Source organism: Veillonella dispar (assembly GCF_900637515.1).
GTDB classification, from domain to species: Bacteria; Bacillota; Negativicutes; order Veillonellales; family Veillonellaceae; genus Veillonella; species Veillonella dispar.
This window is the reverse complement of the sequence record NZ_LR134375.1, coordinates 583,256-609,577: the sequence shown is the minus strand read 5'-3', so window position 1 is coordinate 609,577 and position 26,322 is coordinate 583,256. Positions and strand designations below refer to the sequence as shown.

Sequence of the window (26,322 nt, the reverse complement as noted above, 5' to 3'; positions counted from 1 at the left end):
TTAGTCTGCAATATCGTCACCACCTACGATGAGTACAGGCTTAATATCGATAGTCGTATCACCGCTGAGTATTCTATGCCGTTTTGCCATGAGCTCCAGGGCTTTCAGTCTCGACTTCTCGTCAGGCGGTTTATCGATAATGCGGGCTTCGGAACATCCTTCCCCAGTGCCCTCGATAACCACTTGTTTTTCATTTGAGAGCCCCAGTGCGATTCGTGTTAACTCATACTCGACCTGCTGAGCCGTCATGATGTTTTCGTTGAAGTAGGCGTCACGGAGCTCTTTGACCCTTGCCTTGATGTCATCATTAGTCATCAAGCGACTACCTTGCATTTTAGCTGTTTTCTCAGAGTAACCAGTGCGAATAGCAGCCTGTGTAGCGTTCATATCCTTGATGTACTCATGACAAAATTTTTCGTGTCGTTTATTTGCTAATGCAGCCACTATCTCACCTCCTGGCTATCTTAATACATCACGGCTGTTTCTCTTAAATCGGCCGTGCGAACGAGTGCATAATCCACAATTACTTTTGTGTGCTTGGTCGTGTGTGATATAGGTTTGACACAGACCGTCATATTCAATTAGTTGCGCCGTGCAAACGCCGTTTTTATTATTCAGGCATTTACGTTTAATGCATTTGACTTCTGTGCTCATACCTTTCACCTTTATAATTTGTACGCTCAAATCCGATGACTAGTTGGTTGTTGTTAGGCTATATAGTTATCGGAGGACTACTAGTTCTAGTCATCAGATGTCAGCGTACAACGATACAGGGCAAGCTCATAATGTATAAGCTTTGAAATGTATGTGGACATATTCGGCTCGCCCTGGTTTCATTGTGCGGTAAATTTCATTTTTACATATTCCCTCTCCTTAGCTTACGCGATCGCCTACACCATAAATACGGGCCCCTGTATTTACAATGTTACATACAACAAAAAGCACGGTCGTCATCACCGTGCTTTTTGCCGAGTTGTGTATAAGAGAGGATTTGTGTTAGATGACTAATGACACCTTTCACAACTACATTATACCTTGTCAAGTCGGTTCATTTAAGTCCAAAACACTCCAAAACACTCCAAAGTACTCCACTATGAAAGGAGTTCCCCTAATTCGTTCAACGCTTTATTTTTTAAATTGAAGTAACTGCTTTTTTCGTAATATATCATCGCTTGCACCTTCTTAGGGAATGCCCCGTTAATGTACTCTTGCGCTAATATAATACGCCCTGGTATACATTCTATCTTTTCAATTAAAGCCCTTGCTTCTTCCCTTTTAGCAATAAGCTTTGCTATCTCCCGTTTTTTGGCATCTACTGTATCAACAAGTCTTGCTACGTCCCCTTCAAGACCTACTGGAGTACCGCCCCCTGATACTCTGTCTTTGGAATAATCAATCGCCGATAAGGTGATGATATCATACTGCAATTTGCGAATATCTTGCCGTAGTGATTGAATACGAATCGCAATCAGCTTGATATCTTGCAGATACGCAGTCGCCTTTTCTTTATAATCACTCATGCTGCGCTACCTCGTTGATGTAACGGTCTAAGTACCACCGCGCTTTTTTTAGGTCTTCGAGTTTGTCACCCTTATACCCTGCTCTTGCGATGTACTTGATAACATTACCTAGATGATACGGAAGTTGTTGATCCTCGATAAAATCGATAACCTCAATCTTGCCCCGTGTGTAGTGTGAAGGGTGGTTGATAACATCTTCTTTAATGGCCTTAACTTCATGCTCCTCGATAGTTTGGGCTACCGGTTCTACCGCTACTTCCTTCTTCTTAGGTACCTTCGAATACTTAGGTAGACACTCCGGACAATATTTAGGCCAACGACCTTGCGCTTTTTCTTTTTTGTGAATGAAGGTTGTGCCACATCCCTCACAGGTTAACTCTTTACTCACGCCTGCACCAGGAGGTGTCATAACTTTCTCACACTCAGGACAATAGTCCTCGTGAGTTCTTACTGTGAATGTGTCCCCGCATCGTCTACATTTCTTTTGCATAGTTCTACTCCTTATACAATTCCTTACGATATTTAATAGCTTCTAAGAGGGCATCTTGCCCCGCTTCTTTGCGTTCTAACGCTTTCATGACTTGCTCGTCCATCGTGCCCTTAGTGACTAAATGGTGGATAATCACGGGTTGTGTTTGCCCCTGTCTATGAAGTCGTGCGTTCGCCTGTTGATACTGTTCAAGGCTCCACGTTAGTCCATACCATACAATGATATTACCGCCGGCTTGCAGATTTAAGCCGTACCCTGCTGATGCGGGATGCGCCAGTAACATTTGAATGTTGCCCTTGTTCCACTTCGCTACATCATCATCGGTCTTAAGCTCGACGGCTTTCGGGAACGCTTCTTTGATAGATTGAAGGTCATGCTTGAAGTTGTAGAACACTAACATCGGTTTTCCTTCATTCGTTTCTACCAATTCTTTCAAGCGTTCAATCTTCTCGTTATGGACAACTACGATTTCACCATCATCGTTATAAATGGATCCATTCGCTAGTTGTAACAATTTACCAGCGAGTGCTGCTGCATTAAGTGCACTTACGTCGTCATCACTGGCTAAGCTAAGCACGTGCTCACGTTCCATCTGTTTATAGAGTTCCCATTCTTTAGGGTTCATCTCTACTGTGATGACATTCTCGATACGTTCAGGTAGTGTAAGATAGTCCTTCGCTTTTAAGCTCATGCAGATATCCTGCATCTTGCTGAATATCGCTTTGTCTCCACCTGGCTGTAATCGGTAACTGTACACGACATGCCCGTTGGTTTTGTCCGGTGTAAAATACCGGGTACGATATTCAGTAATCGTCTTACCTAATCGTTCACCGCCATCTAAGAGGTACATTTGCGCCCAAATATCAAGTAAGGTATTAGGTGCCGGTGTACCTGTTAAAATGACGATACGCTTAAACAATGGTCGAAGTTTACGAATCGCCTTAAACCGTTTTGCCTGCGGGTTCTTAAACGAAGAACTCTCATCGATGACTAACATATCGAAAGGGAACGATTTTTTCTTACGATAGTACTCATATAGCCACTGCACGTTTTCACGATTTATCACATAAACGTCAGATTCACTCTCTAAGGCCTGTATACGTTCCTTTTCGGAACCTAACACCTTAGCCACCATTAAACGTCTTGTTGCACTCCATTTTTGCGTTTCTTGGGCCCATGTAGACTCTGCTACCTTCTTAGGTGCGATGAGTAATACTTTTTTAATATCAAAGTAGTCATACATAAGCCGTTCAATCGCAATGAGTGTAGATATGGTTTTACCTAACCCCATATCCAATAACAAGCCGTAATGGGTATTGTCAATGATTCGTTGTATTGCAATGCTTTGGTACTCGTGTGGATGAAAGTCCATGTATCGCCCTTTCCATATCTTCAACAAATAACTTGGCATCAGGCATCCCGGTTACCACAAACACCAAAGCGCCCTGCTTTCGTAATCGTGAAATCTGTACTCGTTGGTTAGCCATTAGCTTTCCGTTTGTATCCTTTAACTCGACGAATATAACACCGCCTCCGGGAAGTACAATAATCCGATCCGGGACCCCATCATTTCCAGGTGACACGAATTTCATATATATGCACCCCATTTTTTTGAGTTGATTTCCTAACCATCGCTCGATGTCTTTTTCCACGTTCTCACCTCGTTCTCATTTAATAATTGGACACACCCTCGGACACGCCTATGAACCCGCGCCGTTACTGGATTTATGGGGGGGGTGTGTCCGAAGTGTCCAATTTTCTTCCAACATATATATATACGCGTATTTGCGTTTTTTACGCTTATATATATACACCCAATTATTCATATATTTATTTTTTTATTTTTATATAAATAATTGGACACACTGGACACACTTTACTATTTAGTTTAGCAGTTATCCGCTTTTTGCCCGTGTCCAATTAGTGTGTCCAAGCGTGTCTAGTGTGTCCAATTATTGCACTATATCAAAATTAATCGATGTATAGGCCTGAATATTTATTTTTACGAACATTCATACCTATTAAATAATTGGACACACCTCAAATAATTGGACACACCTACTTACCTTGATTTTGTTTATACATTGATAGGAGGTCTGCACCTTCCTTTATAAACGCTCTCTGTGGACCGTAAAGCCTGCCAAAACGTGCTTTTCCTGTCCCTTTTGTATATGGGTTCCAGCCTGGCGTTGATTGTAAGATGTCAATAATCTCTCTAGCCTTTGCGTTCTGCAGGTTCTTCCTGTCCCCGCCAAGCACTTCACACCATATCTCAAGGGCACACACTCGTTCCCGCTGCACTGAACCGCAATGATCGTCATCGCCATAATTAGCAACGTAATCTCGTCTGTCGTAGATATCCATTGTTTCCCAGTCTTCAGGTAGTAGCATTTCGAGGTATTCCTCAATGAGTCCTACTAGTTCACCGCCTTCAGTGTGCGATAATTGAATTCTAAGGGCTTCCTCTTCAAGTGCTCCTTCCAATACCAAAGGCTCACCTTCAGACCAATACACGAACGCTTCTGCCCATAATTGGTCAATTTCATCTTTTGACAAGTCCCAGGAGTGCTTTGTCTTCCGGTCCTTATCGCCAGTAATTGGCCAAAATCGGCGGTTACCGGTACGGTCTTTAAGGAACATAAGATTATTAGTAGAACCAGCGAACACACACTGGCGAGGGTACTCTTCGGTGCGTCTCCCATATGGAGAACGGAACCGGTCAGAGGTACGACTGATAAAGGCTTTAACGATTTCATTATCGTTCTTGTAGGTAGGTGCCAGTTCGGCAAGTTCGACTATCCAAGAGCCTTGAATTTGTTCTAGGGCATCTTTGGTTTTGATGTCAACGAGTGAGTTATTAAACCATTTACGGCCTAAGCGTTCTAGGATTAAGGATTTACCAAGACCTTGAGAACCATACAACACAATCGCCGTATCAAACTTAACGCCTGGATCCATAACACGAGCTACCGCGCCACACATCCATTTACGGGTAACCGCGCGAATGTATTCCGTATCCTCCGCACCGATATAATCGATGAAGAGAGTATCTAGTCTACATTCGCCGTCCCAAGTTAGCCCCTTTAGATACTCACGCACAGGGTGGAACTTATTATCTTGCGTGACTTCCTGGAGCGCATCGTCGATGATGCCTTTACCCTTGATGAGGTATTTCGTAGCGAAGTAGTTACGTAAGCATGCATCGTCAGTATCCGTCCAGTAAGGGGTTTCGTCCTTACCACGCCAAGGAAGGTCGTCAATCACGACTAAGCGGTGCGCAAATTCATCGAGACGGATTTTACCTTTGAGCGCTGGGTCTTGCTTAAGGACGACTAAGCAGTTGTACACATCAGATTCAGGGGTACCGTTTTTATCACGTTTAAGCTTTGATAAAAAGTCCTCGTCATCGTCTGTGATGTCCTCGAACTCCATATCGGCCATACGTTCCTTATCGAGCAGGATTGGCGCAGCGCCGTCTTCGTTCACAAAGTCAATCATGTCCCTGTAGCTTGGAAGTTTAGTGACGCTGGTCTCATCGGCTGGGTCCTTATCTCCGAATAAGTGGATCCGGACAAGGTCAAACGCATTGACGAGCTTACCGCTGATTGGGTCAGTTGCATGGTTGGAGTAAGCAAAAGTATCGTTATCGTAAATAACTAAACCACCTACCGAGCTACCGGCTACATATGTGTACCGGTCTTCTACAGCTGTAGGTTCATAGACTTCAGGGAGAAACTTATGGATAGCTTCCGTGATACTGTAGCATCGACAAAAAGCACCGATAAGGCCCTTTTTCTCTAAAGGGTTGCCTTGCTTCTTAGCCGCATCAAGGCGAATTTGTGATTCCTTCTCCGATGTTGGCCAAAGGCTTGTATCTCGCCAATCTCTGTAGGTACTCAAATAGGTATCTACTGAAACAAGTGAGCCTTCGCTATGTTGGTATACATACTCGACGTCCTTAGGATGGCTTGGCCAATACATAAGCCGTTCAGCCTGGTGCGTGGATGGGTCAAAGAACTCAATGCCGATGTTATCAGCAATCCGTCTCGAGACTGCTTGATACTCATCCGGTGTCATCGGTCTATCCACGGGGATAATCACGCGGTAGCGAGGATTGTCAGCTGTGTGGCTGTGTGTACTATACAGTACATATTCCATACCGCCTAATTCCATATCTAGGTCTACGATGAAATCTTCGCCAGGGTTATCCGCATCAAGAGTGATTAAGTATCTCTCTTTAACAGCCACTCTAATCCGTCTACCATTTTTAGGAATATAGCCACCTACAAAACCGCCAACGTCTTTCTTTTGCCCCTGATCAGCTTTAGACATCTTGGCGTATTCAGCAGCCGTTTCGTTCGTTACAGTTGGTTCAGCCAATTTACTGACCAAAGCACTCCAAGTCATCTTCTGAGACTTCCAGCTACGGGCGGAGCGACTTCTGCCCGTAGCTATGATGATAGTAGTATCCATATTACATCGCTCCTCCCTTCGCAAACTGGATATCTCGTACATACGCCGGAACGCATAAGCCGTGAGATGCTACCCACTGCGTTACAGCTCCGTTGATATCGTGGTCTTCGTATACGCCACGATTGTTTTTAAGTTTAGCCTGGTGTATCTCTACGAAGTCGTCCGCATCATTCTTCGGATTAACCTCGATACACGCTACAGGCTCGTTACATTTATAGACACCTACGATAGCGCACGTTTCTGCTTTCACCTTCTTGATATAGGAGCTTACACAGTTATTAAGCTGTATACCCATATCAATGATGCCGTGAGTAGAACCGATTGCCATGAAGCGGTAACCGTTAACCATGTCAGCTAATGCACGATGTGCTTTACGCTGCTGAACGATTTCGTCTTCCACTTTATCGAACTTTTGCGTTCTAGAGATTGTGTCATGTAGGTTACGCACTTGGATGCGACTAGCCCAAACCTCTTTACGGCGACTTCTTGATAACTCAAAATACATACTAGCTGTATCTCTAATATCATGATAGGAAGGCGCGTTTCTAATGAATAAGAACGCCTGGCGCTCACCGTATTGATGACTAAGGATATTAACAAATTTACGAATGACCGATAAGTCACGGTCATCTCGCCATAAGGGCCATGACTGAATATAACTTGTATTATCAGCGTTATCTTTAACGACATCGACCATAGCCTTTTGATAGTCCTTGTTCTTAAATAACGTAGCCATAACCTTGATGATCTTCGTATAGAAGAAAGGCCTGTCATGTAGTAACCGGCGAACCCATCTAGCATCAGGTAGGTTGTGAGCCTTGATTAAGGCCTTTACAAAGGAATCGCCTTTTATCGTTAACTCTAATACGTTATCCATACCGAGTGTCTCATTAGGGAATTTATGATTATAGTAATCGTCATAGTCTTGTTTAAGACTATCATTGATAGCCGGTGCATCCGGAGCTTGTAATTTCCATACTAAGTTATGGAGTAGGTTATCGAAGGCTCCGTAATTGTTAGATACCTGTACGCCTTGTCTAATGCGTTTGACTTTATAACCTACGACCTTTGAAAGCTTCTCAAAGAATACCTCTTTTAATACCTTAGCGAAACGTTTTAGCTCATCTTGATGGTTATGCAGTCTGCAGTCAGGTGTGGCTACAAACCAAGCTAATGATAAAAGGCTGTTGCTTAAACGCCTAGGGGAAGCCGTCGCTTCTTCGACGACGTCGCTGCGTGAGCGTTTCTTAAGTATGATAAAGGTTTTTCTTTGCTTGAAGTCAAACCGTATTACATCAATGACATGAGATTTATAACCTTTGTAAATCATCCCATTATCGCCGTCGGCGTATACCGTGTCGTACTCAAATTGCACGTCCAGTTTATCGCCCCTATCTATAATGGATAGGTCCAGGGAGAGAGGAACTGTGGCGCTATACCCAACTTCTGCAGTAAACCCTTTAGCGTTGATCCGCTCACCGCATTTTGGGCAATAGAACTCATCTGATTCCCGGCAAGGCACTATCCCGAACCCATTAGATTCCATTGGCCAAAGATTAGCGAAGGAGTGTTCGCAAGGTACATGGTAATAACTTGCAGGGTTAAAAGGTGATACTTGATTGCGCCGTACCAGGTCGTACAGCCTTTGTACTTGTAGATTGAATAAGACCTTCATAAGGCGCTATCCTTTCTCTTATAACAAATCGTCTAAATCATCTTCTTCAGGAGTTTCCTCAACTACTGGAGCCTCTACTTCTTTCTTTTTGGTAGTACGTTTGCGTTTTGGCTTTTCTTCTACAGCTGGAGTAGCTTCAGCCGTAGTTTCGGCAACTACAGGTTCTTCCACCTTAGGAGCTTCTGCTTTCTTGCCGTTTAATATCTTAAGCGCGAGGTCGCATGCAGCAATACATCCTTCGCAATATGCCATAGCTGTATCTTTACGTTCGCTAGCTGGTGCATCTTTTACGAGTTCATATAAGCCGTCGATTGCTTCGCGTTGTTGTTGAATTTGTTGTTTTGAGAGTTTCATAAGAATTGTCCTCCTAATCCTTCATGTAGTAAGGGTTCTCAAACCCTGCTGCGTTTAATATGAGGCCCTCATTCCAGGGCTCAGGTTCACACATTATATCTATTACTTCTTCTAAACTGCCTACGCCTATAGGCGCTTCGATAACCACTTCGTCGTGGATATGGGCTACAATTTTGTAACCCGCTTTAGAAAGCCGTAACATTGATGCGGCTAAGCAATCTCTTGCAACTGCCTGTACAATGTTTTCGACGAGCTTTCCGCCGTAGGTTTCAACTCTGCCCCATGTATTCTTAACCTGATCCATACCGTCATACTCAATCGACTCACTACCGAACTGGTTAAGCCCGAGTCTTGGTCTTGCATAGGCAAGTCTGCGACCGGACGGTAATTCAATGAACAGGAAGCCTTTCGATTTAAAGAATTTAATATTGCCTTGTATAATTCGTACGGGTTCTCCTGTTCTCACTACTTGCTTTGCTGCGCTGTCTGCGTCTTTCCAAAATTTCGTAATTCGTGGACTTGCTTGTCGCCAAGCTTCGATGATACCAGGTAACTCCTTCTCAGGAATTTCACCTTTTGAATCCATCGCTTTCATGGCCCCTACACCGCCACCATAGCCAAGCGCTAATTCTGCTACCTTACCTTTTTGGCGAAGGTGCCCGTTAACACCGTGCTTCTCAACCGGCACGTGGAACATACTGGATGCGGATGCACAGTAGATGTCGCCACCTTGCGCAAATACATCCTGGCGCCACTTCTCGTGAGCTAGCCAGGCGATAACACGGGCTTCAATAGCGCTAAAGTCGGCTACAATAAATCGGTGCCCATCCTCTGCTACAAGAGCAGTACGGATAAGTTGCTTAATCACATCACCCGGGTTTCCATAGAGTAGGTCTAGCATTTCTACATCTCTACTTTTAAGAACGTCCCGAGCTGTGTCTAAATCTTCTAGATAGTTACGAGGGAGGTTCTGTAGTTGTACTACACGGCCCGCCCATCGTCCACTACGCATAGCTCCATAAAACTGAAGCATGCCGTGGATACGACCATCAGAACACACAGCGTTTTTCATGGCTAAGTATTTTTTGATGGAGGAATTACCGAGCACCTGTCTATTTTGTAGTACCTTGCGAACATCGGAGGGGATATCCTGTGCCAAGAGGTTTGATACATCGTCTTTTCGCATTGTCTCTAGATCATATCCTAGTCTTGCAGTTAACCACTCTTTAAGTTGCATAGTACTGTTAGGATTCTCTAATCCTGTTAATATCTTGGATGACTCGGTAGCTTCTTCCACGATTTCGTCGTTACAAGCAAGCGCTGCATCGACGAGTTCCATATCTACTTTCACGCCTCGCCAGTTGATATCTTGGTCGAGTAGCCAGTACTCGTGCTCGATAGCAGGTGGCTTTAACGAAAGTAAGCGTTTACGAATTGCCCTCTCTACTACTACGTCTTGGCGGTTATATTCAATATATTCCGCCCATTTCTCCGGCGCATCCTCAGGCATATTACGTGTCTTAGGATTTGTCTTAGTAGGCTTACGTGGTACAGAGAAAAATTGAATTAAGCGTTTACCTCTTGCATCCTTGGCTTCACCTAATCGTAAAGCCTTAGACACATTATCGAGGCTTGCAGGTAAACTGCAGTATAACGCTAGTACAGAGGTACATTCCCAGTTCGTATAGTCCGCATCAGGGAAGTACTTTTTTAGACAAAGCATTTCGAATGCTGCGTTGAATGCGGTCTTTGTAATTTCCTTGTTATACAAAGCGTCCACCACCCTTTCGGGCAGTGGATCCTTTGTCATATCAATTACTTCGACCGGTTCGTCATCGAAGCTGTAGGCAAAGAGCAGTATTTCAAATGTTGTATCATCAACGTATCGCTGAGCCCCATATTTAATAGGGCAGTCAGAATACGTTTCCACATCAATACTGAGCTCCATATATGCCTCCTTAGATTAAATCGTCATCGTCTAGGTCGCCTAAATCATCGTCACCGAAGTCGCTAGCAGATACATGTACACCGCCGAGGCGGTCACCATCTTTAACTTTACGAACACCATTTAGACCAAAACCTACACCTTTCTTACCGTTGAAGTTATAAGCAAAAACAGAAAGCGCTACCTGCGCGTATACACCGGAGTAGATTTCCTCTTCGATATCGAATTGGTCCATCTTGATTTTGTCACGAGTGAATACGATAGGTTGTTTATCGCTATTCGCATTAATGAAGAATTTACCAGCGTATGTTTCAGGTTGGTCAGCTACTGCTTCAGCTGTATCACCATCACGTAAGTTCAATTTAAGGTATGCTGCTTTACCTTCCACCTTAGCTACTGCTTTCGGATCCGCTTTAAGTTCTTCAATCGCGCGTTCAAATGCTTTGATTGTCTTCTTATCGGTTTTATCAATGATGATTTGGGAGCTATATTTTGCTTTGCCGTCGTCGTTTTTACGAGGTTGAGCGATGTTTGCATAGGAAAGTCTTACGATACCAGTTGTTAATTTAGCCATTGTTACGGTCTCCTTCTTTAAATGAATTATTTGTTAGCTTCTACTTCAGACATTAATTTGTTTACGAGTGCTTCAAGTTTAGAAATACGGCTTTGTGCATCTTTGGCTTCGGCAAGGTAATCAGAACCTTTGCCTGTTTTGAACGCAAGGTTTACGGTGTATTGGTTCTCACCGCCCAAAGTAGCACCAAAGCCTAGCATGATACGTTCATTAGGTCTTGCGAATACGCCGAGCGCTACTGCATTACTGTTACGGTAACGGCCATAACTTACAGCGTAGCTTACCTTGTCGTTTCTATTGAAATCGAGTGGATGCAATCCAGCAAGTGCTGCGGAGCTTGCGCCTAACTTATTAACACGTTGGCCAAGATTGTTGACCTTGTTGTTAATGTCATTAGCCATGCTGGTAGAACGATTTTCTAAAGTCGTGATACGTTGTTCGTGATTATCTGCCACATGTTCAAGGCTTCTGATATCCGCTGTATTAGCAGTTACCTTTTGGCCAAGGGAATTGATGGCAGATGCATTACCATTGATGCGGTTAGTATTGTTAGCGATTGCAGTAGTATGACCTGCGATAGCTTGTTCATGATCACTCACCACGTCGCCAAGCATTTGAACACCAACGGCTAGGTCTTTTAAATTGTTCTGTGTCTTAACAATCGCTGTTTTATTGTTGTTAATTTGTTTAGCGTTTGTTTCGATTTCATCAATCGCAGCAAACAACTGGGAGCCGTTTACAGCATCTAATGAATCAGCGGAGATTTGGCCTGCACTAACATTCGTGAGTTGGCGGTTGTACTGAGTTACTCCGCCTGCACCAGCGCGGGCTTTAGAACCAAAACTTACTACGCTTGCCGGCTGTTCTCCGGCGAAAACGTGGCGAGTACCGTTTATAGTAATGCCGTCAACGCCAATGGCGCTATCTGTAACAGAGTTTGTTCCGATTGCCACCGAATTCGCTTGGTCAGCAATCGTATTGTTGCCGAATGCAACGGCGTCAGTGGCTAAGGATTTGGCATGAGTGCCAAATGTAAGAGCACCTTGGCCATTAGATTCGGAGTTAGAACCGAAAACTAGTTGCTCTTTGTCAGCACCGATTTTATTGTTGTATCCTACAATGGCACTTTGGCCGCCAGCCACTGTGCCGTTGTTAGCACCGATGACCACAGTATCAGCGCCTGTAACATTATTAGTTCTGCCTAATACTACAGAAGACTCGCCGGATACGAAGGCACCGTTACCAATAGCTACACTGTCGTAGCTAGACACACGAGCTTGATTGCCGATGGCTACGGTGTACTCCACCAAGCTTTCAGCATGAGAACCAAAAGCGAAGGAGTTACGACCTGCTGCAGTAGCGTTATTACCACCGGCGAAGCCATTTTCACCAGTTACGGTATTATTCGTACCGAACGCTAACGCATTATTAGCGTCGATGCTATTTTGGAAACCCCATACTGCGGAGCTTGTAGAAGTTGCGGAGATAGTATTATCTGTACCGCCTACCGTATTATTACTAGTTGCGCCAGCTACGTTTACTGCCAACGCGGAAATTGCCAATGCTGTTGTTAAAGTTTTGTTCATCTCTTATACCTCATCTTCAAATTCATTCATCATTGTTTCAACTGTATTAATCGCTGGGCGTTTATCGCTTTCCGGTACAAGTGTAGGCTTGCCCTCCGGTTTTTCGATATAAGCTTCTAGGTATTCGGCAACGCCCTTTTTACCGAGTACCTTTTGTAAGTTTGTGATACCTTCGAGTTCACGTGGCTTAAAGATGTCTTCTTCCTTATAGCCATTATCGAGTAATGTTTTAGCTGCAGCATCCGGATCCGTTATGGTACGTCTCGATGTACCCTCGACTAATTTATATCCAGGCCATTGCTTTTCACCTGATAAAGCTTTTTCATAAGCGAAGTCGTAAACACCTTTAATCCATTTCGTGATTAAATCCTTCATCGCTAAGATGTCAGATACCTCACGGTCAGTAAGTAATTGATTGAGCTTACCTCCATTCTTATAGAATGTATCAAGGCAAGTATCTGCTAATGCCCGGCAGGTGTGCCGTGCTTTACAGAAGTTACAGTAATCGCAAGGTGTACATTCGCCCTCACCTTCCCAAGCACGTTGTGCGATTGGTTTGATATCTTCGCCCCAATCAAGAAGTTCTTCAAGTGACATTTCATCGGTAGACACACTATCAAGTCTTGGCTGAACGATCGTCATGCGAACTGTTTTAATGTCATATAGGAACTCGTTTACATCGTAAGCACCTAACGCGTAGAGTCGCATTTGTGTGTTTTCAACGGCACTAACAGGAACGCCTTTACCATACTTTAGGTCAATTACTTCCAGGATGCCGTCCGCTACGATTACCATGTCACCAGTACCAAAACCCTCAGGTACCCATCTAGAGAAGTCGAGCCTTGCTTCAATCATGGCTTCCGCATCAGAGGAACGAGCACGCGCTTCGTTTACCTTCTCCTCGCAAATATCGACATATCGATTAACCGCTTCTATCATTTCAGTAGAGTAGTCGTCTAGCTTAGGGGCTTTTTTGCCTTCAAGCTTATGCCGGAGGATTGCTTCCGCCAGGTCATGTGCTACTGTACCTTCCGCAGCATACGGCGATTGTTCATCAGGGAACATCGCTTCGAGTCTTGCTGAAGGAGTACATACTAGCCACCTGGCGCTACTTGAAGCCCCAAGTAAAGCATGTTTCTTAGCCACGGCTATTCACCCATTCCATAATTTGAATACGTTGTTCATCGGTAGCAGATGTTACCTTTTCAGCGCCGATGCTATCTAAGAAGGCTTTGAATTCGCCTTTAGCTTTCGTTTTATCAGTAGCTTTTGCCATTACGTCTTTTACTGCTTCACGAGTTGCTTCAAGGCTAGGGACCTCTACTTTAGGTTCTTCAGCTTTTGCTGGTTCCTCTTTAACTGGCTCAGATTTAGGTTCTTCCTTAGGAGCAGGTGCTTCTTCTTTAACTGGTTCAGCTTGTTTAGGAGCTTCCTTCTTAGTAGATGTTTCTTCTTTAACTGGAGCGCCTACGATAGATTGATATAGGTCTTTCACTTCTTGTTCTAATTCAACTGCTTTATCAACTGTGATTTTTAACTCGATCATTGTTCTATTCCCTTTCGGCTTAATGATGTGATATACTTTAAATGGATATTTTTCTATGCGCCCTTTAGCATTGCCGTGCTTTGGGGTGCTTTTTTTTGTGCCCAGGTGCTCGCACTCATCAGGAATGCAGTAATCTCTATTAGGGCACGTTGTACAGTCTCGCAATGTCCTCTCCTCCTTTCACTAGGCACGTTTGGATAAACGTGTTATTCTATTTACACACGGGTGTATGTCTTTACAGTTATCGCACACAATCCGAGGCTTACCTGTTAGGTACGACCAATTTGTGTAAGGACTTTTAATCCTTTTATTACAGAAGGAGCATCGTTTATCGTTCATACTCTTTTAACTCCTCAATCCAGTAACCAGTGAGTAACCAAAGGGTGATACCTAGTAACCCCTGGCACATACCAGTCCATAAATCAATGCGGTCTATTTCGATAGAACCTACAGTTCCTACTACTAATATGGCTGCAATAATGCGAAGCCCATAAACTACTTTCATCATGTCTACTCTCCTGTTCGCGCCTGGCATCGTTTAGCAAGCCAAGCATTAAACGAATCAACGTGGATAAGGCGTTTACCACCACGTTTACCAATTTTCATGGACGGGAAGTCAAAATCTTGCGCCCATTCTCGGATAACGGCTTGCGGTACGCTAGCAAGTTCTGCAGCTTCCGCTACTGTGATGCACATCTTATTCATGGCGACCTCCTAGAATGCTAGAAGCACCAGGGATAACATCACGAATAAACTTATACCTGCGGACAAGCCGAGCGCTAAAATCCATAAGCAACAACTAGCTAGTTCTAATAATTGTTTTTTATTCATAGCTACCTCCTATCTAATTTCGGGTTGTAGTAATCGGTTTCCCAAAAGTCGTGACTTTCGGTATCGTCGACACACAACGCATAGCAGATACCAACGACTGTCGACATTTGCACTGACTTTCCCTTGATAGCTCGGTTTAATGTATCCATCGAGATTTCAGCTTGTTTGATCAGCGCCGTCTTAGTCATGCCTAACTCGTTCATGCGTTCCGTAATGGATTCGCCGAACATTCTGATTACGAATTCTTTCATAACCCATCCTCCGTAACGGTTTAACCGTAATCAACTATAAAAAAATAATGTCGTCATACGTTACACCAAATACTTCTTGTATCTTTTTTATGTGAGGAACATCAGGGTAAGAGCGTTTACGCTCCCAATTTCCCCAAGTATCAACAGACACTCCAATCGCTTTAGATGCCGTAAGTTGAGACCAGTTTTTTGAAGCCCTTAACATCTTTAATGTATACTTCATAAGCTACCTCCTTTCTTGATACTCACATCTTGTTTACAGTCATCATTCTACTACGGTTTATCCGTAATGTCCATAAACTAAACTTAAACTATCGTAAAATTTCCGTAAAATATTGATTTTATTACGAAAATGTCGTAATATATAGGTATATTAATTAATATATTCCGTGTTTGAGAGGTTATTATGAGTGATTTAGGTAACAAGGCTATTATGGCCGAGAATATTCAACGACTAATGGATAGTCGCGGAATTGATCGCAATAAAATATGCGCTGATTTAGGGCTAAAGTATACTACGTTTACCGATTGGGTAAAGGGAAATACATATCCTAGAATCGATAAAATTGAGTTATTGGCAAACTATTTTGGTGTTCCTAAATCTGAACTAGTAGAGAAATATACAGACGGCTATTACACTGACCGTGAAGCAGCCGAATTTGCTGAATACCTACGCACACGTCCGGGAGCTCGTATGCTCTTCTCTGCCGCTAAAGATATAAGTAAGGAGGATTTAGAAAAAGCAGTCGAATATATAGAGCTTTTAAAATTAAAAAACAAATAATACACAAGGGAGAGTGTTATATTGGTTGTAAATTTGATTTATTGCGACTTACCACATGCCAACGCTGTGTCAGAGGAATGTGAAGATATAGATACTCATAATATCTATATAAACAAAAACCTCCCTCATGATCGTATGAGGGAAGAAATTAAGCACGAATTAATGCATATTATTAATGACGACTTCTATTTAGACCATCACGTTAATCTAGTAGAGCAAATGGTCCGTCGAACATGTATCGATGATGCCGAATTAGAGGCTATAGATTTCTACCATCATTATGTATCAGTATTATAAGGGATTATATAAAAGGGATTATATAAAAGGGAGATGTTAACATGAAAAAGACTTTATTAATTACTACTATGCTTGCCTTAGTTACAGTTACAGGATTCGCTAGAACCGAAGTATCTCACGATGAGTTTAAGGCTTTAGACGGCCCTAAGGTACTAGTACATTACGATGACGGGAGTACCGAATTACTAGATGAGCAGGAATATCTTGAACGTACTATCAACATGACAAAAGAAGAAATGGACGACTTACATAAAGTCGACGAAGGCACTAAAAACGCACTGGCAAAATGGCAAGCTGACCATGAGATACACCAGGCTCCATCTGAAGAAGTGCAACAGCCTAAAAAGAAAAAGCACTGGTATGACAATGTACTAGATTCTGTATTTTAGATAAAATAAAAATAAGCCCCCACCGCAGTGAGGGCTACTAAAAACTACATACCTAGCCTTAGAGAAAAGGTATTTCATTTTTACTCCAATATCATTATACCATACAAAACCTCTAAGGCGTATTTCTTATACTCAAATTTAAGCCTAGGAGGTTATTTTTATGGCTAAAAAACGAGCTGATGGACGCTACCAAGTATCAAAGCTGATAAATGGTAAGCGCAAATACTTTTATGGCACTACCAAGAAAGCTGCTATTGCTGAACGTGATGCCTACGTTGAGTCGCTAGCGCAATGTGCGAACTACGATAACACAATTACAACCGAGCGCTGGTGTGAATATTGGATCCGACTTAAAACGGATACGGTTTCACAGAATACCCTATCCTCTTACCAATATATTATTAAGACCTATATCGTACCTTTCATAGGCTCAATACGATTAGTCGAGCTGTCAGCATTAAACGTAAGGGCTCTTATGGATAGCATGAGCCACTTATCGGCAAGGACTATCAGCTATACGCTAACCGTTCTTAGGGCAATCCTAAAACAGGCGGTCATGGATGAGATAATATCGAAGAACGTGGCCACACTGGTTAAGAAGCCAAAGCAAGAACGTAAACGCGAGATGGTAACACTATCTAAAGAAGAGGTTGAAACGTTCCTCGAACAAATCGATGATGTCGAATGGCATGCCCTGTTCAAGCTAGCATTTACTACAGGTTTACGCCGTAGTGAGATACTCGGCTTAACCTGGGATGATGTCAATTTAAAACAAAAGACGCTAACCGTCAATCAAACAGTTTTACGTATCGACGAAGTCACGACTATCTCTAAAACAACTAAAAACAGCTCGTCAAGGCGTTCTATCTCACTCGACGATAAAACTATCGCAGAGCTCCTAAAACTTCGCACATGCGTCGATAAACGAAGACTAAAAGCACCGAACTGGAGAAATAATAATCTCGTGTTCCCTGGTAAGTTTGGAAACCCTCGTGATCCTGCTAAAGTTTCTCTAAAGTGTAAAAAGTTTGCTACCGCAATCGGTAGGCCTGACTTTACGATGCACGATACCCGCCATACACACGCTACCTTATTATTAGAAGCTGGCGTAAACTTTAAAGTCGTACAAATGAGGCTTGGCCATTCCTCGTATCAACAAACTATGGATACCTACTCGCATGTAACTCCAATTATGGAAGCCGACGTGGTAGAAAAGATTTCAAACATATTCTAATTGATGTCAAAATGATGTCAAAAGGTACCCTGATAAAAATGATGTCAAAAGAAAAACCCGCACAGTAGTGCGGGTTTATTTTGGTGGACCACCAGGGGTTCGAACCCTGGACACCCTGATTAAGAGTCAGGTGCTCTGCCAGCTGAGCTAGTGGTCCATGACACGACTAATTATATGCCTATTTTATAGGAATGTAAAGAATATTTATTACATTCCTATAAAACATATACATCAATATTGCCTTAGCCAATCCTTCATCGTATTACAAGCCTCTGTAGAGAGTATATCACTAGTTCCTACACAGTCAACACCACTATACAGTTGAAGAACGCTATGCGTACGGCTTACCTCTTTGACGATAATATCTGTCACATCTGCCTTTGGCACATTAAATTGCAATCCATAACGTCCCTTGTAGGTAATGACAGCAGATTTTGTATCGTATTCTATATGGACTTGAAGCATCTTGCCACCAGGCCAACATTCTTCAATATGTTCCTTTGATCTTGGTTTTAGAAAATCAAAAAATCCCATATTATCCTCCAATGCGCCACATAGGACGTTCTGGTTGTTCCATACCTACGCCATCATGACGTTCTTGCTTTCGCTGCAATGCACGTTCAATATGCAAAGCTAAATCTTCCTCGGTCGCACCATTGCGCACAAGAGATACAAGATCAGCCTCATCATCACGTAACAAGCATAAACGCATTTGCCCATCAGATGTAAGACGTACACGATTACATGTATCGCAGTAGCTATGAGACATAGAAAAGATAAAGCCTATAGCCTTTCCACTTGGTAGCGCTAAGTACGTAGCAGGGCCAAAGCCATAAACGGAATGTACTTCTGTAAGCGGACCTCCACTAACACGTTCTAATTGAGCCTTCCACTCATCAAAGGTTGGACCATGGAACGCATCGCCTTGGAATGGCATATATTCAATAAAACGCCATACAACAGGCCACTTTTCTACATACTGTAATAAAGATTTAACTTCATCATCAGACCAATGGCGAGATAATACGGTATTAATCTTTACTGATTTAAAATTCTCGCTAATAGCACTGCGAATACCATCTAATACGGAATCTAGCTGCCCCTCTTTGCCTACACAAGTGGCAAAAGCGTCACTTTCAAGAGAATCTAAACTGATATTCACTCGGTTCAAACCAAGTTTTTTCAATCGTTGTGCTCGAGATGCAAGCAAGCTACCATTAGTAGTCATAGATATATCTTCAAACCAACCAGTATCCTTGATACGAGTTAAAAGCTCTTCAATATGAGGATATAGCAATGGCTCGCCACCAGTTAAACGTACCGCTTTCACGCCAATACGATGAAAGGCACCTAAAATAGTCATCCATTCATCAACTGATAATAATTGGGTTTGACTTTGAGGTGTAATTTCAGCAGGTCGGCAATAGGGACAACAAAAATTACACGCATCTGTCAATGACAGACGTACATATTCAATTGTACGGCCCCATGCGTCTTTCATAACACACCTCGTTTGTACGACTAAGTTATTTGATAATAGATACTTCATCACCTACGTGAATCGTACCATTTTTAAGGACTTTGCCAAAGATGCCTTGTGTAGGCATGATACAAGATCCTACTTGTTTCATGATTTCACAGCCATGATGACATTCCTTACCAATTTGAGTAATTTCAAGAATTACATCCTTACCAATTTGTAATTGTGTGCCTACAGCCAATTCGTAAAGCACCATACCTTCAACAGTGATATTTTCTGCAAAATCACCAGGTTTTACATCCGCCCCTTGAGCTCGCATATGGTCAATACTTGCAATGCCAAGCAAGCTGATTTGACGATGCCAATTACCGGCATGCGCATCACCTTCCATACCGTGATCTACAATAAGATTAGCGGTTTCAATATTATGTTTCTTTTGCCCTTTTTTCTCACTAATAGAGATAGCAATAATTTTTCCGTCTGCCATGCAACCCTTCCCTTCTTATGGGAACATACCATATATACATAACTTTAATTCAACATGTAATTGCAACTAGTTTTATGATTCTCATCTTACTGAAAGCACCACAAAATTATTCTACAATTATCTATTTATTATAGCATAGTATTCATACAAATTTCCTGTGAATTTAATCACTAAAAAAGAACTCTGCTCCAAGGAACAGAGTTCTCATATAATACATCTTATCGGCGACCCATTTCTTTAATTTCATCACCACGATTAACACCATTAAGTAGTAAGTTAAGCAAAATTGCCATAATACTACCAAAGGTAATACCAGATTTTAAAATAATTTGTGCCCAAGCAGGGAAATTAGCATAAAAGTTTGGCGCTGCAATAGGAATCATAGCCACACCAACACTAATTGCTACAAGCATTAAATTATGATTGCCTTCAAAGCTAACCTTGCCTAAAGAACGAATACCACTGGCAACAATCATACCGAACATAGCAATACCAGCACCACCTAATACAGCATTTGGAATACTAGCTACGATGGCCGCTAATTTAGGAAATAAGCCTAATAAAATCAAAATCACACCAGATGCAGCAACTACAAAGCGGCTCTTAACACCTGTTACAGCAATAAGACCAACGTTTTGAGCAAATGCTGTATATGGGAAGCTATTAAGAATACCACCGATAACAGTAGATACCCCATCAGCACGAATGATTGATGCCAATTCTTTACGACCAATTGGCTTATCTACGATTTCACCAATAGCAATACTATCACCAGTTGTTTCAACCATAACAACAAGCATTACGATAATCATGGAAAGCACAGAAGCCCAATCAAAGGTTGGTAAACCGAAATAGAAAGGTTCAATAACTGCAATCCAACTGGAACGACCAACTTCGTCAAAGTTGGTAACGCCCATTGCAAAAGCAATAGCTGTACCTGCAATCAAACCGATTAGAACAGAAAGATTACTGAAGAAACCTTTTGCAAATTTATAAACAAATACGACGATTAAGAATGTAAGGAACCCTAGTCCAATATTAGTAAAACTACCAAATTGTGGATTTCCTACACCACCGCCCATCCAATTAATGGCAACTGGCATCAAGTTAATACCGATAATGGTAATAATTGTACCTGTAACTACAGGAGGGAATAGTCGAATAAGACGACTAAAGAATGGCGCTATCAAGAATGTAAATAAACCGGCTATGATAATGGCGCCGTAAATAGCAGTCATACCATGTTGGGCACCAATCATGGCCATAGGGCCTACAGATGCAAAGGTAACCCCTTGGATCATTGGAATACGTCCACCAATATTACCAAAACCTAATGTCTGGATTAATGTGGCAACACCGCAAGTAAATAAGTCCGCTGTAATTAAGCGAATCAAATCTTCCACAGGTAAGTGCATGGCCTGTGCCACGATAATAGGTACGGCAACGGCACCTGCATACATGGCCAATACGTGCTGTAAACCAAAGGCAAAGAGCTGTGGTATTGGCAACATACTATCGACCGTATTCATTTGTTTTTGATCTGTCATAATGTCTCCTACATCAAACCTCGAAATAACACCCATTTATTTTACACTATCGTTCGGATTTTAACAATAGAAAAAAGAGAACCTATTATTTTCAAAAGCAATAATAAGTTCTCTTTTTTATTTTTTCCGAACATTATACTCTCAAAATTATAAATCATTCGAAATTGTTCAGGTTTTATTAATTAATATATCCAGATATCTATCAAGTTATTTCAAGCTATTATTTTAAATTGCTATTTTGAGCTAGTTATGCATATAAACCTATAATGGCCGCCTCTTTCTCATCGAGATCTTTTTCAATAGCATTCATTTTTGTAGTTATATCAGTTACAAAGGCTTCGTCTTTAATACCAGATAAATTAATACGCACATTTAAGAATGCCGCCTTTACGGCAGCACGGGCATTAATAGCAGCAATAATACCATCTGTAATGAGGTTTTGATTGCCCTTGCGAGATGCCATATCCGCCAAATCAAAGATTTGATACGCTAATTCACCGATTTCAAAGGGCACCATAGCCGCATCTTTATAAGCTTGCTGAATGGCTGCACTGCGCGTAGCCTTTTCTTCATCAGTATTCTTTGGCAAACCTAATGCGTTCATAAAGATGTTAAATACATCCGCATCAGCTTGGGATAATTCAAGCATGCGATTACGAATAGCTTCTGCTTTACTTTGAAGGTCTTTCATTTCAGATTGAACCTCTTCGTATCCTTTTTTCCCAAAGGTTAAGTTTGCCACCATTTCAGCTAATGCAGCACCCGTTGCAGCTGTTAAAGCCGCAATGGCACCACCTCCAGGTGTAGGTTCTTTAGATGCAGTAGCGGCTACAAAGTCACTCACTTTTTGTTCTACTAATTTCATATCTATACCTCATGTAAAGGAGATAACAAGAGGAACCTTGTTATCTCCTTATAATTACTATAAAACTGTAACGGTTAAAACAATAAACGCTATAACTCTAATTAAAATTAGGCGTAAAGGTTAATCCGTTTTAGAAAGGCTAACTATAAGTATTTACTATTAGAATAAGCCTTTAATCGTACCATCTGCTTCGATATCCATATTAAGAGCGGCAGGACGTTTAGGAAGACCTGGCATAACCATTACATCACCCGTACGGCATACGATAAAGCCTGCCCCATTAGCAACACGAATATCGGATACCGTTATAGTAAAGCCTTTCGGTGCACCGAGTAACGCAGGATTATCAGATAAGGAGTATTGTGTTTTTGCCATACATACAGGCAGACGATCTAGCCCCCAATCTGCTAATTGTTTAATTTGTTTTTTAGCTTTATCTGTGAAGATAACGCCGTCGCCACCATAAATGGTTTTAACAATTTTATTAACTTTCTCTTCCAAACTATCTTCTAAATCATATACGAACTTAGGTGTTGGTTTTGGACCTTCAAGCAATTCTACAACTTTTTTCGCCATATCAGTGCCGCCTTCGCCACCCTTTTCCCAACATTCATTAAGTTCTACAGGTACACCAAATTCATTACACAAGCGAGTTAACTCAGCGATTTCCGCATCTGTATCGGTAGCAAATTTATTTATGGCTACTAACACAGGCACATTGAAGTAACGCATATTTTCGATTGCTTTTTGTAAATTGCTAAAGCCTTTCGTAACAGCCTCAACATTTTCTGTATTAAGCTCTTGTTTTGGTACGCCACCATGCATTTTAAGAGCTCGTAATGTAGCTACGATAACGATTGTATCAGGGAAAATATCGCCGTAACGACATTTAATGTCTAGGAACTTTTCAGCCCCCAAATCAGCACCGAAGCCAGCTTCTGTAACTACAATATCACCTAATTTAAGGCCTAATTTTGTAGCTACGATGGAGTTACAACCATGAGCAATGTTTGCAAATGGACCGCCGTGAACGATAGCTGGTGTATGCTCTAATGTTTGCACAAGATTTGGTTTAATAGCATCTTTCATAAGAAGGGCCATCGCACCTTGGCAACCAAGTTGATGCACATAAACAGGCTCACCTGCTAAATTACAGCCAATTACAATGCGACCAAAACGTTCTTTTAAATCTTCTAGATCTTTAGCTAAGCAAAGAATAGCCATAATTTCAGAAGCAACGGTAATCATGAAGTGATCTTCTCGAGGGAAACCACATACTTTGCCACCAAGTGCTACAGTTACGTTGCGAAGTGCACGGTCATTCATATCTAAAACACGAGTCCAAGATAATTGACGCAAGTCAATTTGCAACTCATTACCTTGATGGATGTGATTATCGATCATAGCGGATAACAAGTTATTTGCTGCTGTAATAGCATGCATATCACCTGTGAAATGAAGGTTAATATCATCCATCGGTACTACTTGAGCATAACCGCCCCCCGCTGCACCACCTTTAATACCAAATACAGGTCCCAAGGATGGCTCGCGCAATGTAGCAATGGCATTTTTACCGATTTTTTGTAAACCTTGTACGAGACCAATGCTCGTTGTAGACTTACCTTCCCCTGCTGGTGTTGGTGTAATAGCTGTAACAAGTACCAACTTACCATCTGCCTTAGACTCTAAGCGGCGAATGGCATCAAAAGAAATCTTCGCTTTATAATGACCATATTGTTCAATATCATCAGGTGTTAATCCGCATTTATCGGCAATAACCTGAATTTTTTCCATTTTATTCTGTTGGGCAATCTCAATATCGCTTAACATAAAGCCTCCTCGGCGCTATGGCCACATAAACCTATATAATAACTATTAGATAGACATATACGTTTTGCAAAATATGTCTACTGTGAATGTATATTTGTACACTTACATTACTCTATTATATGTGAAAGTTTCTCTAATGTCTAATACTTATGTCTAACAAATTTAGTAATCTATCTAATATATAGCAAAACAAACACTATATATACATAACCAAGAAAAGGCCCTGATGTAAATGTACATCAGGGCTTTCAATATATACCAAATACTTATCTTATTAGAATGGGAATAGGATTGGAAGTAAAATAAGTGCTACGATACTAAATACAACGATAAGTGGCAAACCAGCTTTCACATAATCCATGAAGCTATAGCCAGCTATATTGTATACCATAGTATTGGCAGGCATACCAATTGGTGTAGCATATGCCAAGGAGCCAAGAGTTATCATTACACTCGTATCCATATATACCTCCTAATACGTGTAATCTACCTAAAAAAGGGTACAAAAAAAGGAGGATTGTACAAAATCCGTATAATCCTCCTATTTAGTTACATGTCACAATGCAATTATTTAATGAAGCCTACATGTTTATAGATTTCTTCTAACACCTCTTCTTTTTTCGCATTGTATTCTACTTTTTTATTTTCAAAGTAGTTATTACCTTCTGCATCAATGGATACGATAAGTGGACCAAATTCTTTAACCTTAAAAGTCCACAAAGTCTCACACATACCTAATTCACGCCAATTAGCAGATTCTACTTTTTCGACTTCTGTAGCAGCAAGAACTGCATTGCCTGCAGGGAATACACAGTGTAGTGCGCCAAAGTCTTTACATGCACGGGCTGTTTCAGGACCCATGCCACCTTTACCTACAATGAGACGTACACCAGTCTTTTTAACAAAGTCATATTCGAATTTTTCCATTCGCATAGATGTAGTAGGACCTACAGATACTACTTCAAATTCATTATCGCTTATAGTTCGAATAATTGGACCTGCATGAAGTATAGCCCCATCTTTAACATCAACCGGTAAAGTTTTACCTTCTTCTACCACACGACGATGCCCCATATCACGACTAGTTGTAATATGCCCAGTCAAATAAATTACATCGCCTGGCTTAATGCCTTCTAAATCAGATTTTTGAATTGGTGTAGTTAATATTTTCTTAGCCATTATAATGTCACTCCTTTATGAGATTTAACTGTGCAATTACCATCCTTATCAAATACGAGATCGCCGCGACGATGATTCCAACAACCTACACTAACAGCACAAGAAATAACAGATGGATGACGTGTTCCATGTTCAATGTTAACACCTAATACAGTTTTATCCCCACCCATACCTTGAGGTCCAATACCAATCTTATTAATGCCATCTTCTAACAATTGTTCCATATAAGCCGCTTTTTCATTAGGTGCTTTTGAAGATACAGGGCGCATTAATGCCTTTTTAGATAATCCAGCAGCTGTATCAATAGTTGTAGCAATCCCTACACCTACCAATAGTGGAGGACATGCATTTAAGCCATAGCTTGTCATCAAATCAAGAACAAATTTAGCAACACCTTCATAACCTTCGCCTGGCATCAATGTTTTACCGGACCCTGGCAAGGAGCACCCGCCACCAGCCATGTAAGGGAAGATTTCTACATCATCGCGACCAGGAATGATATCCCAGTGAATATAAGGTGCAGTGAGGCCAATATTTTTACCAGTATTAAACTCATCAAAAGTTTCTACACAGTTCAATCGCAATGGAGCTTCTTGTGTAGCCTTATAGGTTGCTTCTCTTAGGATATCTTCTAATTCTCCTAGTAATGGATAATTAGATCCAACCTTTACCCAGAATTGTAATACACCAGTATCTTGACAAGAAGGACGATTAAGCTGAGCTGCTAAATCCATATTATGTTGCATTGTCTCATAAATAGATTTGGCCATAGGATTTTTTTCATCTTGTGCCAATTCATGAATTTTTTCTTGTACATCATCAGGCAATACCTTTGCCATATAAGAAATGAAATTAGCTATCTTATTAGTCATTTCTTGTACTTGTTGTTCCTTCGTACTCATCGCAAACCTCCAAAAAGACTTCATTATTTAAGACGTGATTATTTATGTTTCGGAACCTTAGCTCCTTTCGATGATTTCATTGT

At 41.6% G+C, this 26,322-nt stretch carries 30 protein-coding genes, 1 tRNA gene and 1 pseudogene; 5 read left to right on the top strand and 27 right to left on the bottom strand.

The features are described 5' to 3' along the window. The 17 genes from EL171_RS02755 to EL171_RS02675 all read right to left on the bottom strand — a co-directional run bounded on the left by EL171_RS02755 (position 1) and on the right by EL171_RS02675 (position 15,468). Entirely contained in the window at positions 1-387 is a 387-nt protein-coding gene (locus EL171_RS02755) for a terminase small subunit (RefSeq protein WP_071585426.1), read from the bottom strand. Positions 388-1,091: 704 nt separating this feature from the next. Next, the gene (locus EL171_RS02750) at positions 1,092-1,520 is read right to left on the bottom strand and encodes a DUF1492 domain-containing protein (RefSeq protein ID WP_005385897.1); all 429 of its coding nucleotides are present in this window, start codon (positions 1,518-1,520) and stop codon (positions 1,092-1,094) included. Then, positions 1,513-2,010, bottom strand: coding sequence for a DUF3310 domain-containing protein (locus EL171_RS02745; protein WP_005385896.1), 498 nt, complete (start codon positions 2,008-2,010; stop codon positions 1,513-1,515). Before EL171_RS02745 ends, EL171_RS02750 begins: the two co-directional genes overlap by 8 nt. Before the next feature lie 4 nt (positions 2,011-2,014). Beyond that, complete coding sequence (locus EL171_RS02740) at positions 2,015-3,382, bottom strand: SNF2-related protein (protein WP_039969049.1); 1,368 nt, start codon at positions 3,380-3,382, stop codon at positions 2,015-2,017. Beyond that, entirely contained in the window at positions 3,330-3,602 is a 273-nt protein-coding gene (locus EL171_RS02735; protein WP_232013660.1) for a VRR-NUC domain-containing protein, read from the bottom strand. The genes EL171_RS02740 and EL171_RS02735 overlap by 53 nt, the downstream gene beginning before the upstream one ends. Positions 3,603-4,068: 466 nt before the next feature. After that, positions 4,069-6,483 (bottom strand): virulence-associated E family protein, encoded by a 2,415-nt coding sequence (locus tag EL171_RS02730; RefSeq protein ID WP_126413442.1) that lies wholly within the window; start codon positions 6,481-6,483, stop codon positions 4,069-4,071. A 1-nt stretch (position 6,484) separates the two neighbouring features. Then, complete coding sequence (locus EL171_RS02725; RefSeq protein WP_005385890.1) at positions 6,485-8,158, bottom strand: PcfJ domain-containing protein; 1,674 nt, start codon at positions 8,156-8,158, stop codon at positions 6,485-6,487. Positions 8,159-8,176: 18 nt separating this feature from the next. Further along, a complete protein-coding gene (locus EL171_RS02720; RefSeq protein ID WP_005385888.1) occupies positions 8,177-8,512 on the bottom strand; it encodes a hypothetical protein in 336 nt (111 codons plus the stop codon). Between the two features lie 13 nt (positions 8,513-8,525). Continuing rightward, a complete protein-coding gene (locus EL171_RS02715; RefSeq protein ID WP_232013647.1) occupies positions 8,526-10,292 on the bottom strand; it encodes a DNA polymerase in 1,767 nt (588 codons plus the stop codon). Between the two features lie 178 nt (positions 10,293-10,470). Continuing rightward, entirely contained in the window at positions 10,471-11,031 is a 561-nt protein-coding gene (locus EL171_RS02710) for a DUF2815 family protein (RefSeq protein ID WP_005385886.1), read from the bottom strand. 26 nt (positions 11,032-11,057) lie between these two features. Next, on the bottom strand, positions 11,058-12,617 hold the full coding sequence (locus tag EL171_RS02705; protein WP_005385885.1) for a YadA-like family protein: 1,560 nt from the start codon (positions 12,615-12,617) through the stop codon (positions 11,058-11,060). A 3-nt stretch (positions 12,618-12,620) separates the two neighbouring features. Then, entirely contained in the window at positions 12,621-13,763 is a 1,143-nt protein-coding gene (locus EL171_RS02700) for a DUF2800 domain-containing protein (protein WP_005385884.1), read from the bottom strand. After that, the gene (locus tag EL171_RS02695; protein ID WP_126413440.1) at positions 13,756-14,163 is read right to left on the bottom strand and encodes a hypothetical protein; all 408 of its coding nucleotides are present in this window, start codon (positions 14,161-14,163) and stop codon (positions 13,756-13,758) included. The genes EL171_RS02700 and EL171_RS02695 overlap by 8 nt, the downstream gene beginning before the upstream one ends. A 328-nt stretch (positions 14,164-14,491) precedes the next feature. Beyond that, positions 14,492-14,671, bottom strand: coding sequence for a hypothetical protein (locus EL171_RS02690; protein ID WP_005385880.1), 180 nt, complete (start codon positions 14,669-14,671; stop codon positions 14,492-14,494). Positions 14,672-14,673: 2 nt separating this feature from the next. Beyond that, positions 14,674-14,868 (bottom strand): helix-turn-helix domain-containing protein, encoded by a 195-nt coding sequence (locus EL171_RS02685; RefSeq protein WP_005385878.1) that lies wholly within the window; start codon positions 14,866-14,868, stop codon positions 14,674-14,676. Positions 14,869-14,996: 128 nt separating this feature from the next. Beyond that, positions 14,997-15,245 carry a helix-turn-helix domain-containing protein gene (locus EL171_RS02680; protein ID WP_005385876.1) on the bottom strand — a complete coding sequence of 83 codons (249 nt, stop codon included), beginning with the start codon at positions 15,243-15,245 and terminating at the stop codon, positions 14,997-14,999. A 34-nt stretch (positions 15,246-15,279) separates the two neighbouring features. Beyond that, positions 15,280-15,468: a helix-turn-helix transcriptional regulator gene (locus EL171_RS02675; RefSeq protein ID WP_005385874.1), complete on the bottom strand. Its 189-nt coding sequence runs from the start codon at positions 15,466-15,468 to the stop codon at positions 15,280-15,282. A gap of 183 nt (positions 15,469-15,651) precedes the next feature. Here EL171_RS02675 and EL171_RS02670 point away from each other — a divergent pair, with 183 nt between their 5' ends. From EL171_RS02670 to EL171_RS02655, 5 genes and pseudogenes are all read left to right on the top strand, one after another. Then, positions 15,652-16,029: a helix-turn-helix domain-containing protein gene (locus EL171_RS02670; protein ID WP_005385873.1), complete on the top strand. Its 378-nt coding sequence runs from the start codon at positions 15,652-15,654 to the stop codon at positions 16,027-16,029. A 66-nt stretch (positions 16,030-16,095) separates the two neighbouring features. Then, positions 16,096-16,152: pseudogene (locus tag EL171_RS10075) on the top strand (ImmA/IrrE family metallo-endopeptidase); the annotation flags it as partial. Positions 16,153-16,164: 12 nt separating this feature from the next. After that, the gene (locus tag EL171_RS09955) at positions 16,165-16,326 is read left to right on the top strand and encodes a hypothetical protein (RefSeq protein WP_232013645.1); all 162 of its coding nucleotides are present in this window, start codon (positions 16,165-16,167) and stop codon (positions 16,324-16,326) included. A gap of 41 nt (positions 16,327-16,367) precedes the next feature. Next, a complete protein-coding gene (locus EL171_RS02660) occupies positions 16,368-16,715 on the top strand; it encodes a hypothetical protein (protein ID WP_005385869.1) in 348 nt (115 codons plus the stop codon). A gap of 160 nt (positions 16,716-16,875) precedes the next feature. Then, positions 16,876-17,949 (top strand): tyrosine-type recombinase/integrase, encoded by a 1,074-nt coding sequence (locus tag EL171_RS02655; RefSeq protein ID WP_005385867.1) that lies wholly within the window; start codon positions 16,876-16,878, stop codon positions 17,947-17,949. 81 nt (positions 17,950-18,030) lie between these two features. Here the strand turns inward: EL171_RS02655 and EL171_RS02650 are convergent. From EL171_RS02650 to ttdA, 10 genes are all read right to left on the bottom strand, one after another. Then, a tRNA-Lys gene (locus EL171_RS02650) sits at positions 18,031-18,106 on the bottom strand. A 74-nt stretch (positions 18,107-18,180) separates the two neighbouring features. Further along, complete coding sequence (locus EL171_RS02645) at positions 18,181-18,483, bottom strand: hypothetical protein (protein ID WP_005385865.1); 303 nt, start codon at positions 18,481-18,483, stop codon at positions 18,181-18,183. A 1-nt stretch (position 18,484) separates the two neighbouring features. Next, positions 18,485-19,450, bottom strand: a complete 966-nt coding sequence (moaA, locus tag EL171_RS02640) for a GTP 3',8-cyclase MoaA (protein ID WP_039969047.1) — start codon at positions 19,448-19,450, stop codon at positions 18,485-18,487. Between the two features lie 25 nt (positions 19,451-19,475). Continuing rightward, the gene (locus EL171_RS02635; RefSeq protein ID WP_005385861.1) at positions 19,476-19,916 is read right to left on the bottom strand and encodes an MOSC domain-containing protein; all 441 of its coding nucleotides are present in this window, start codon (positions 19,914-19,916) and stop codon (positions 19,476-19,478) included. A gap of 218 nt (positions 19,917-20,134) precedes the next feature. Next, positions 20,135-21,463: a nucleobase:cation symporter-2 family protein gene (locus EL171_RS02630; RefSeq protein ID WP_039969044.1), complete on the bottom strand. Its 1,329-nt coding sequence runs from the start codon at positions 21,461-21,463 to the stop codon at positions 20,135-20,137. 247 nt (positions 21,464-21,710) lie between these two features. Further along, complete coding sequence (locus EL171_RS02625; protein ID WP_005385857.1) at positions 21,711-22,328, bottom strand: cyclodeaminase/cyclohydrolase family protein; 618 nt, start codon at positions 22,326-22,328, stop codon at positions 21,711-21,713. 159 nt (positions 22,329-22,487) lie between these two features. Beyond that, on the bottom strand, positions 22,488-24,158 hold the full coding sequence (locus tag EL171_RS02620; protein WP_005385856.1) for a formate--tetrahydrofolate ligase: 1,671 nt from the start codon (positions 24,156-24,158) through the stop codon (positions 22,488-22,490). A gap of 274 nt (positions 24,159-24,432) precedes the next feature. Then, the gene (locus tag EL171_RS02615; protein ID WP_005385854.1) at positions 24,433-24,621 is read right to left on the bottom strand and encodes a hypothetical protein; all 189 of its coding nucleotides are present in this window, start codon (positions 24,619-24,621) and stop codon (positions 24,433-24,435) included. Between the two features lie 104 nt (positions 24,622-24,725). Then, a complete protein-coding gene (gene ttdB, locus EL171_RS02610) occupies positions 24,726-25,337 on the bottom strand; it encodes a L(+)-tartrate dehydratase subunit beta (RefSeq protein ID WP_005385844.1) in 612 nt (203 codons plus the stop codon). Further along, positions 25,337-26,239 (bottom strand): L(+)-tartrate dehydratase subunit alpha, encoded by a 903-nt coding sequence (ttdA, locus tag EL171_RS02605; RefSeq protein WP_021148394.1) that lies wholly within the window; start codon positions 26,237-26,239, stop codon positions 25,337-25,339. The genes ttdB and ttdA overlap by 1 nt, the downstream gene beginning before the upstream one ends. Positions 26,240-26,322 lie beyond the last annotated feature (83 nt).

What these genes read in the sequence shown, in the direction of transcription:
- EL171_RS02710 (WP_005385886.1), bottom strand. Translation starts at nt 11,031, where the DNA reads ATGGCTAAATTAACAACTGGTATCGTAAGACTTTCCTATGCAAACATC.
- EL171_RS02730 (WP_126413442.1), bottom strand. Translation starts at nt 6,483, where the DNA reads ATGGATACTACTATCATCATAGCTACGGGCAGAAGTCGCTCCGCCCGT.
- EL171_RS02635 (WP_005385861.1), bottom strand. Translation starts at nt 19,916, where the DNA reads ATGGCAGACGGAAAAATTATTGCTATCTCTATTAGTGAGAAAAAAGGG.
- EL171_RS02660 (WP_005385869.1), top strand. Translation starts at nt 16,368, where the DNA reads ATGAAAAAGACTTTATTAATTACTACTATGCTTGCCTTAGTTACAGTT.
- EL171_RS02750 (WP_005385897.1), bottom strand. Translation starts at nt 1,520, where the DNA reads ATGAGTGATTATAAAGAAAAGGCGACTGCGTATCTGCAAGATATCAAG.
- EL171_RS02675 (WP_005385874.1), bottom strand. Translation starts at nt 15,468, where the DNA reads ATGAAGTATACATTAAAGATGTTAAGGGCTTCAAAAAACTGGTCTCAA.
- ttdB (WP_005385844.1), bottom strand. Translation starts at nt 25,337, where the DNA reads ATGGCTAAGAAAATATTAACTACACCAATTCAAAAATCTGATTTAGAA.
- EL171_RS02705 (WP_005385885.1), bottom strand. Translation starts at nt 12,617, where the DNA reads ATGAACAAAACTTTAACAACAGCATTGGCAATTTCCGCGTTGGCAGTA.
- EL171_RS02615 (WP_005385854.1), bottom strand. Translation starts at nt 24,621, where the DNA reads ATGGATACGAGTGTAATGATAACTCTTGGCTCCTTGGCATATGCTACA.
- EL171_RS02655 (WP_005385867.1), top strand. Translation starts at nt 16,876, where the DNA reads ATGGCTAAAAAACGAGCTGATGGACGCTACCAAGTATCAAAGCTGATA.
- EL171_RS02670 (WP_005385873.1), top strand. Translation starts at nt 15,652, where the DNA reads ATGAGTGATTTAGGTAACAAGGCTATTATGGCCGAGAATATTCAACGA.
- moaA (WP_039969047.1), bottom strand. Translation starts at nt 19,450, where the DNA reads ATGAAAGACGCATGGGGCCGTACAATTGAATATGTACGTCTGTCATTG.
- EL171_RS02620 (WP_005385856.1), bottom strand. Translation starts at nt 24,158, where the DNA reads ATGTTAAGCGATATTGAGATTGCCCAACAGAATAAAATGGAAAAAATT.
- EL171_RS09955 (WP_232013645.1), top strand. Translation starts at nt 16,165, where the DNA reads ATGAGGGAAGAAATTAAGCACGAATTAATGCATATTATTAATGACGAC.
- EL171_RS02755 (WP_071585426.1), bottom strand. Translation starts at nt 387, where the DNA reads ATGAACGCTACACAGGCTGCTATTCGCACTGGTTACTCTGAGAAAACA.
- EL171_RS02690 (WP_005385880.1), bottom strand. Translation starts at nt 14,671, where the DNA reads ATGATGAAAGTAGTTTATGGGCTTCGCATTATTGCAGCCATATTAGTA.
- EL171_RS02740 (WP_039969049.1), bottom strand. Translation starts at nt 3,382, where the DNA reads ATGGACTTTCATCCACACGAGTACCAAAGCATTGCAATACAACGAATC.
- ttdA (WP_021148394.1), bottom strand. Translation starts at nt 26,239, where the DNA reads ATGAGTACGAAGGAACAACAAGTACAAGAAATGACTAATAAGATAGCT.
- EL171_RS02735 (WP_232013660.1), bottom strand. Translation starts at nt 3,602, where the DNA reads ATGAAATTCGTGTCACCTGGAAATGATGGGGTCCCGGATCGGATTATT.
- EL171_RS02625 (WP_005385857.1), bottom strand. Translation starts at nt 22,328, where the DNA reads ATGAAATTAGTAGAACAAAAAGTGAGTGACTTTGTAGCCGCTACTGCA.
- EL171_RS02680 (WP_005385876.1), bottom strand. Translation starts at nt 15,245, where the DNA reads ATGAAAGAATTCGTAATCAGAATGTTCGGCGAATCCATTACGGAACGC.
- EL171_RS02630 (WP_039969044.1), bottom strand. Translation starts at nt 21,463, where the DNA reads ATGACAGATCAAAAACAAATGAATACGGTCGATAGTATGTTGCCAATA.
- EL171_RS02725 (WP_005385890.1), bottom strand. Translation starts at nt 8,158, where the DNA reads ATGAAGGTCTTATTCAATCTACAAGTACAAAGGCTGTACGACCTGGTA.
- EL171_RS02720 (WP_005385888.1), bottom strand. Translation starts at nt 8,512, where the DNA reads ATGAAACTCTCAAAACAACAAATTCAACAACAACGCGAAGCAATCGAC.
- EL171_RS02745 (WP_005385896.1), bottom strand. Translation starts at nt 2,010, where the DNA reads ATGCAAAAGAAATGTAGACGATGCGGGGACACATTCACAGTAAGAACT.
- EL171_RS02645 (WP_005385865.1), bottom strand. Translation starts at nt 18,483, where the DNA reads ATGGGATTTTTTGATTTTCTAAAACCAAGATCAAAGGAACATATTGAA.
- EL171_RS02695 (WP_126413440.1), bottom strand. Translation starts at nt 14,163, where the DNA reads ATGATCGAGTTAAAAATCACAGTTGATAAAGCAGTTGAATTAGAACAA.
- EL171_RS02685 (WP_005385878.1), bottom strand. Translation starts at nt 14,868, where the DNA reads ATGAATAAGATGTGCATCACAGTAGCGGAAGCTGCAGAACTTGCTAGC.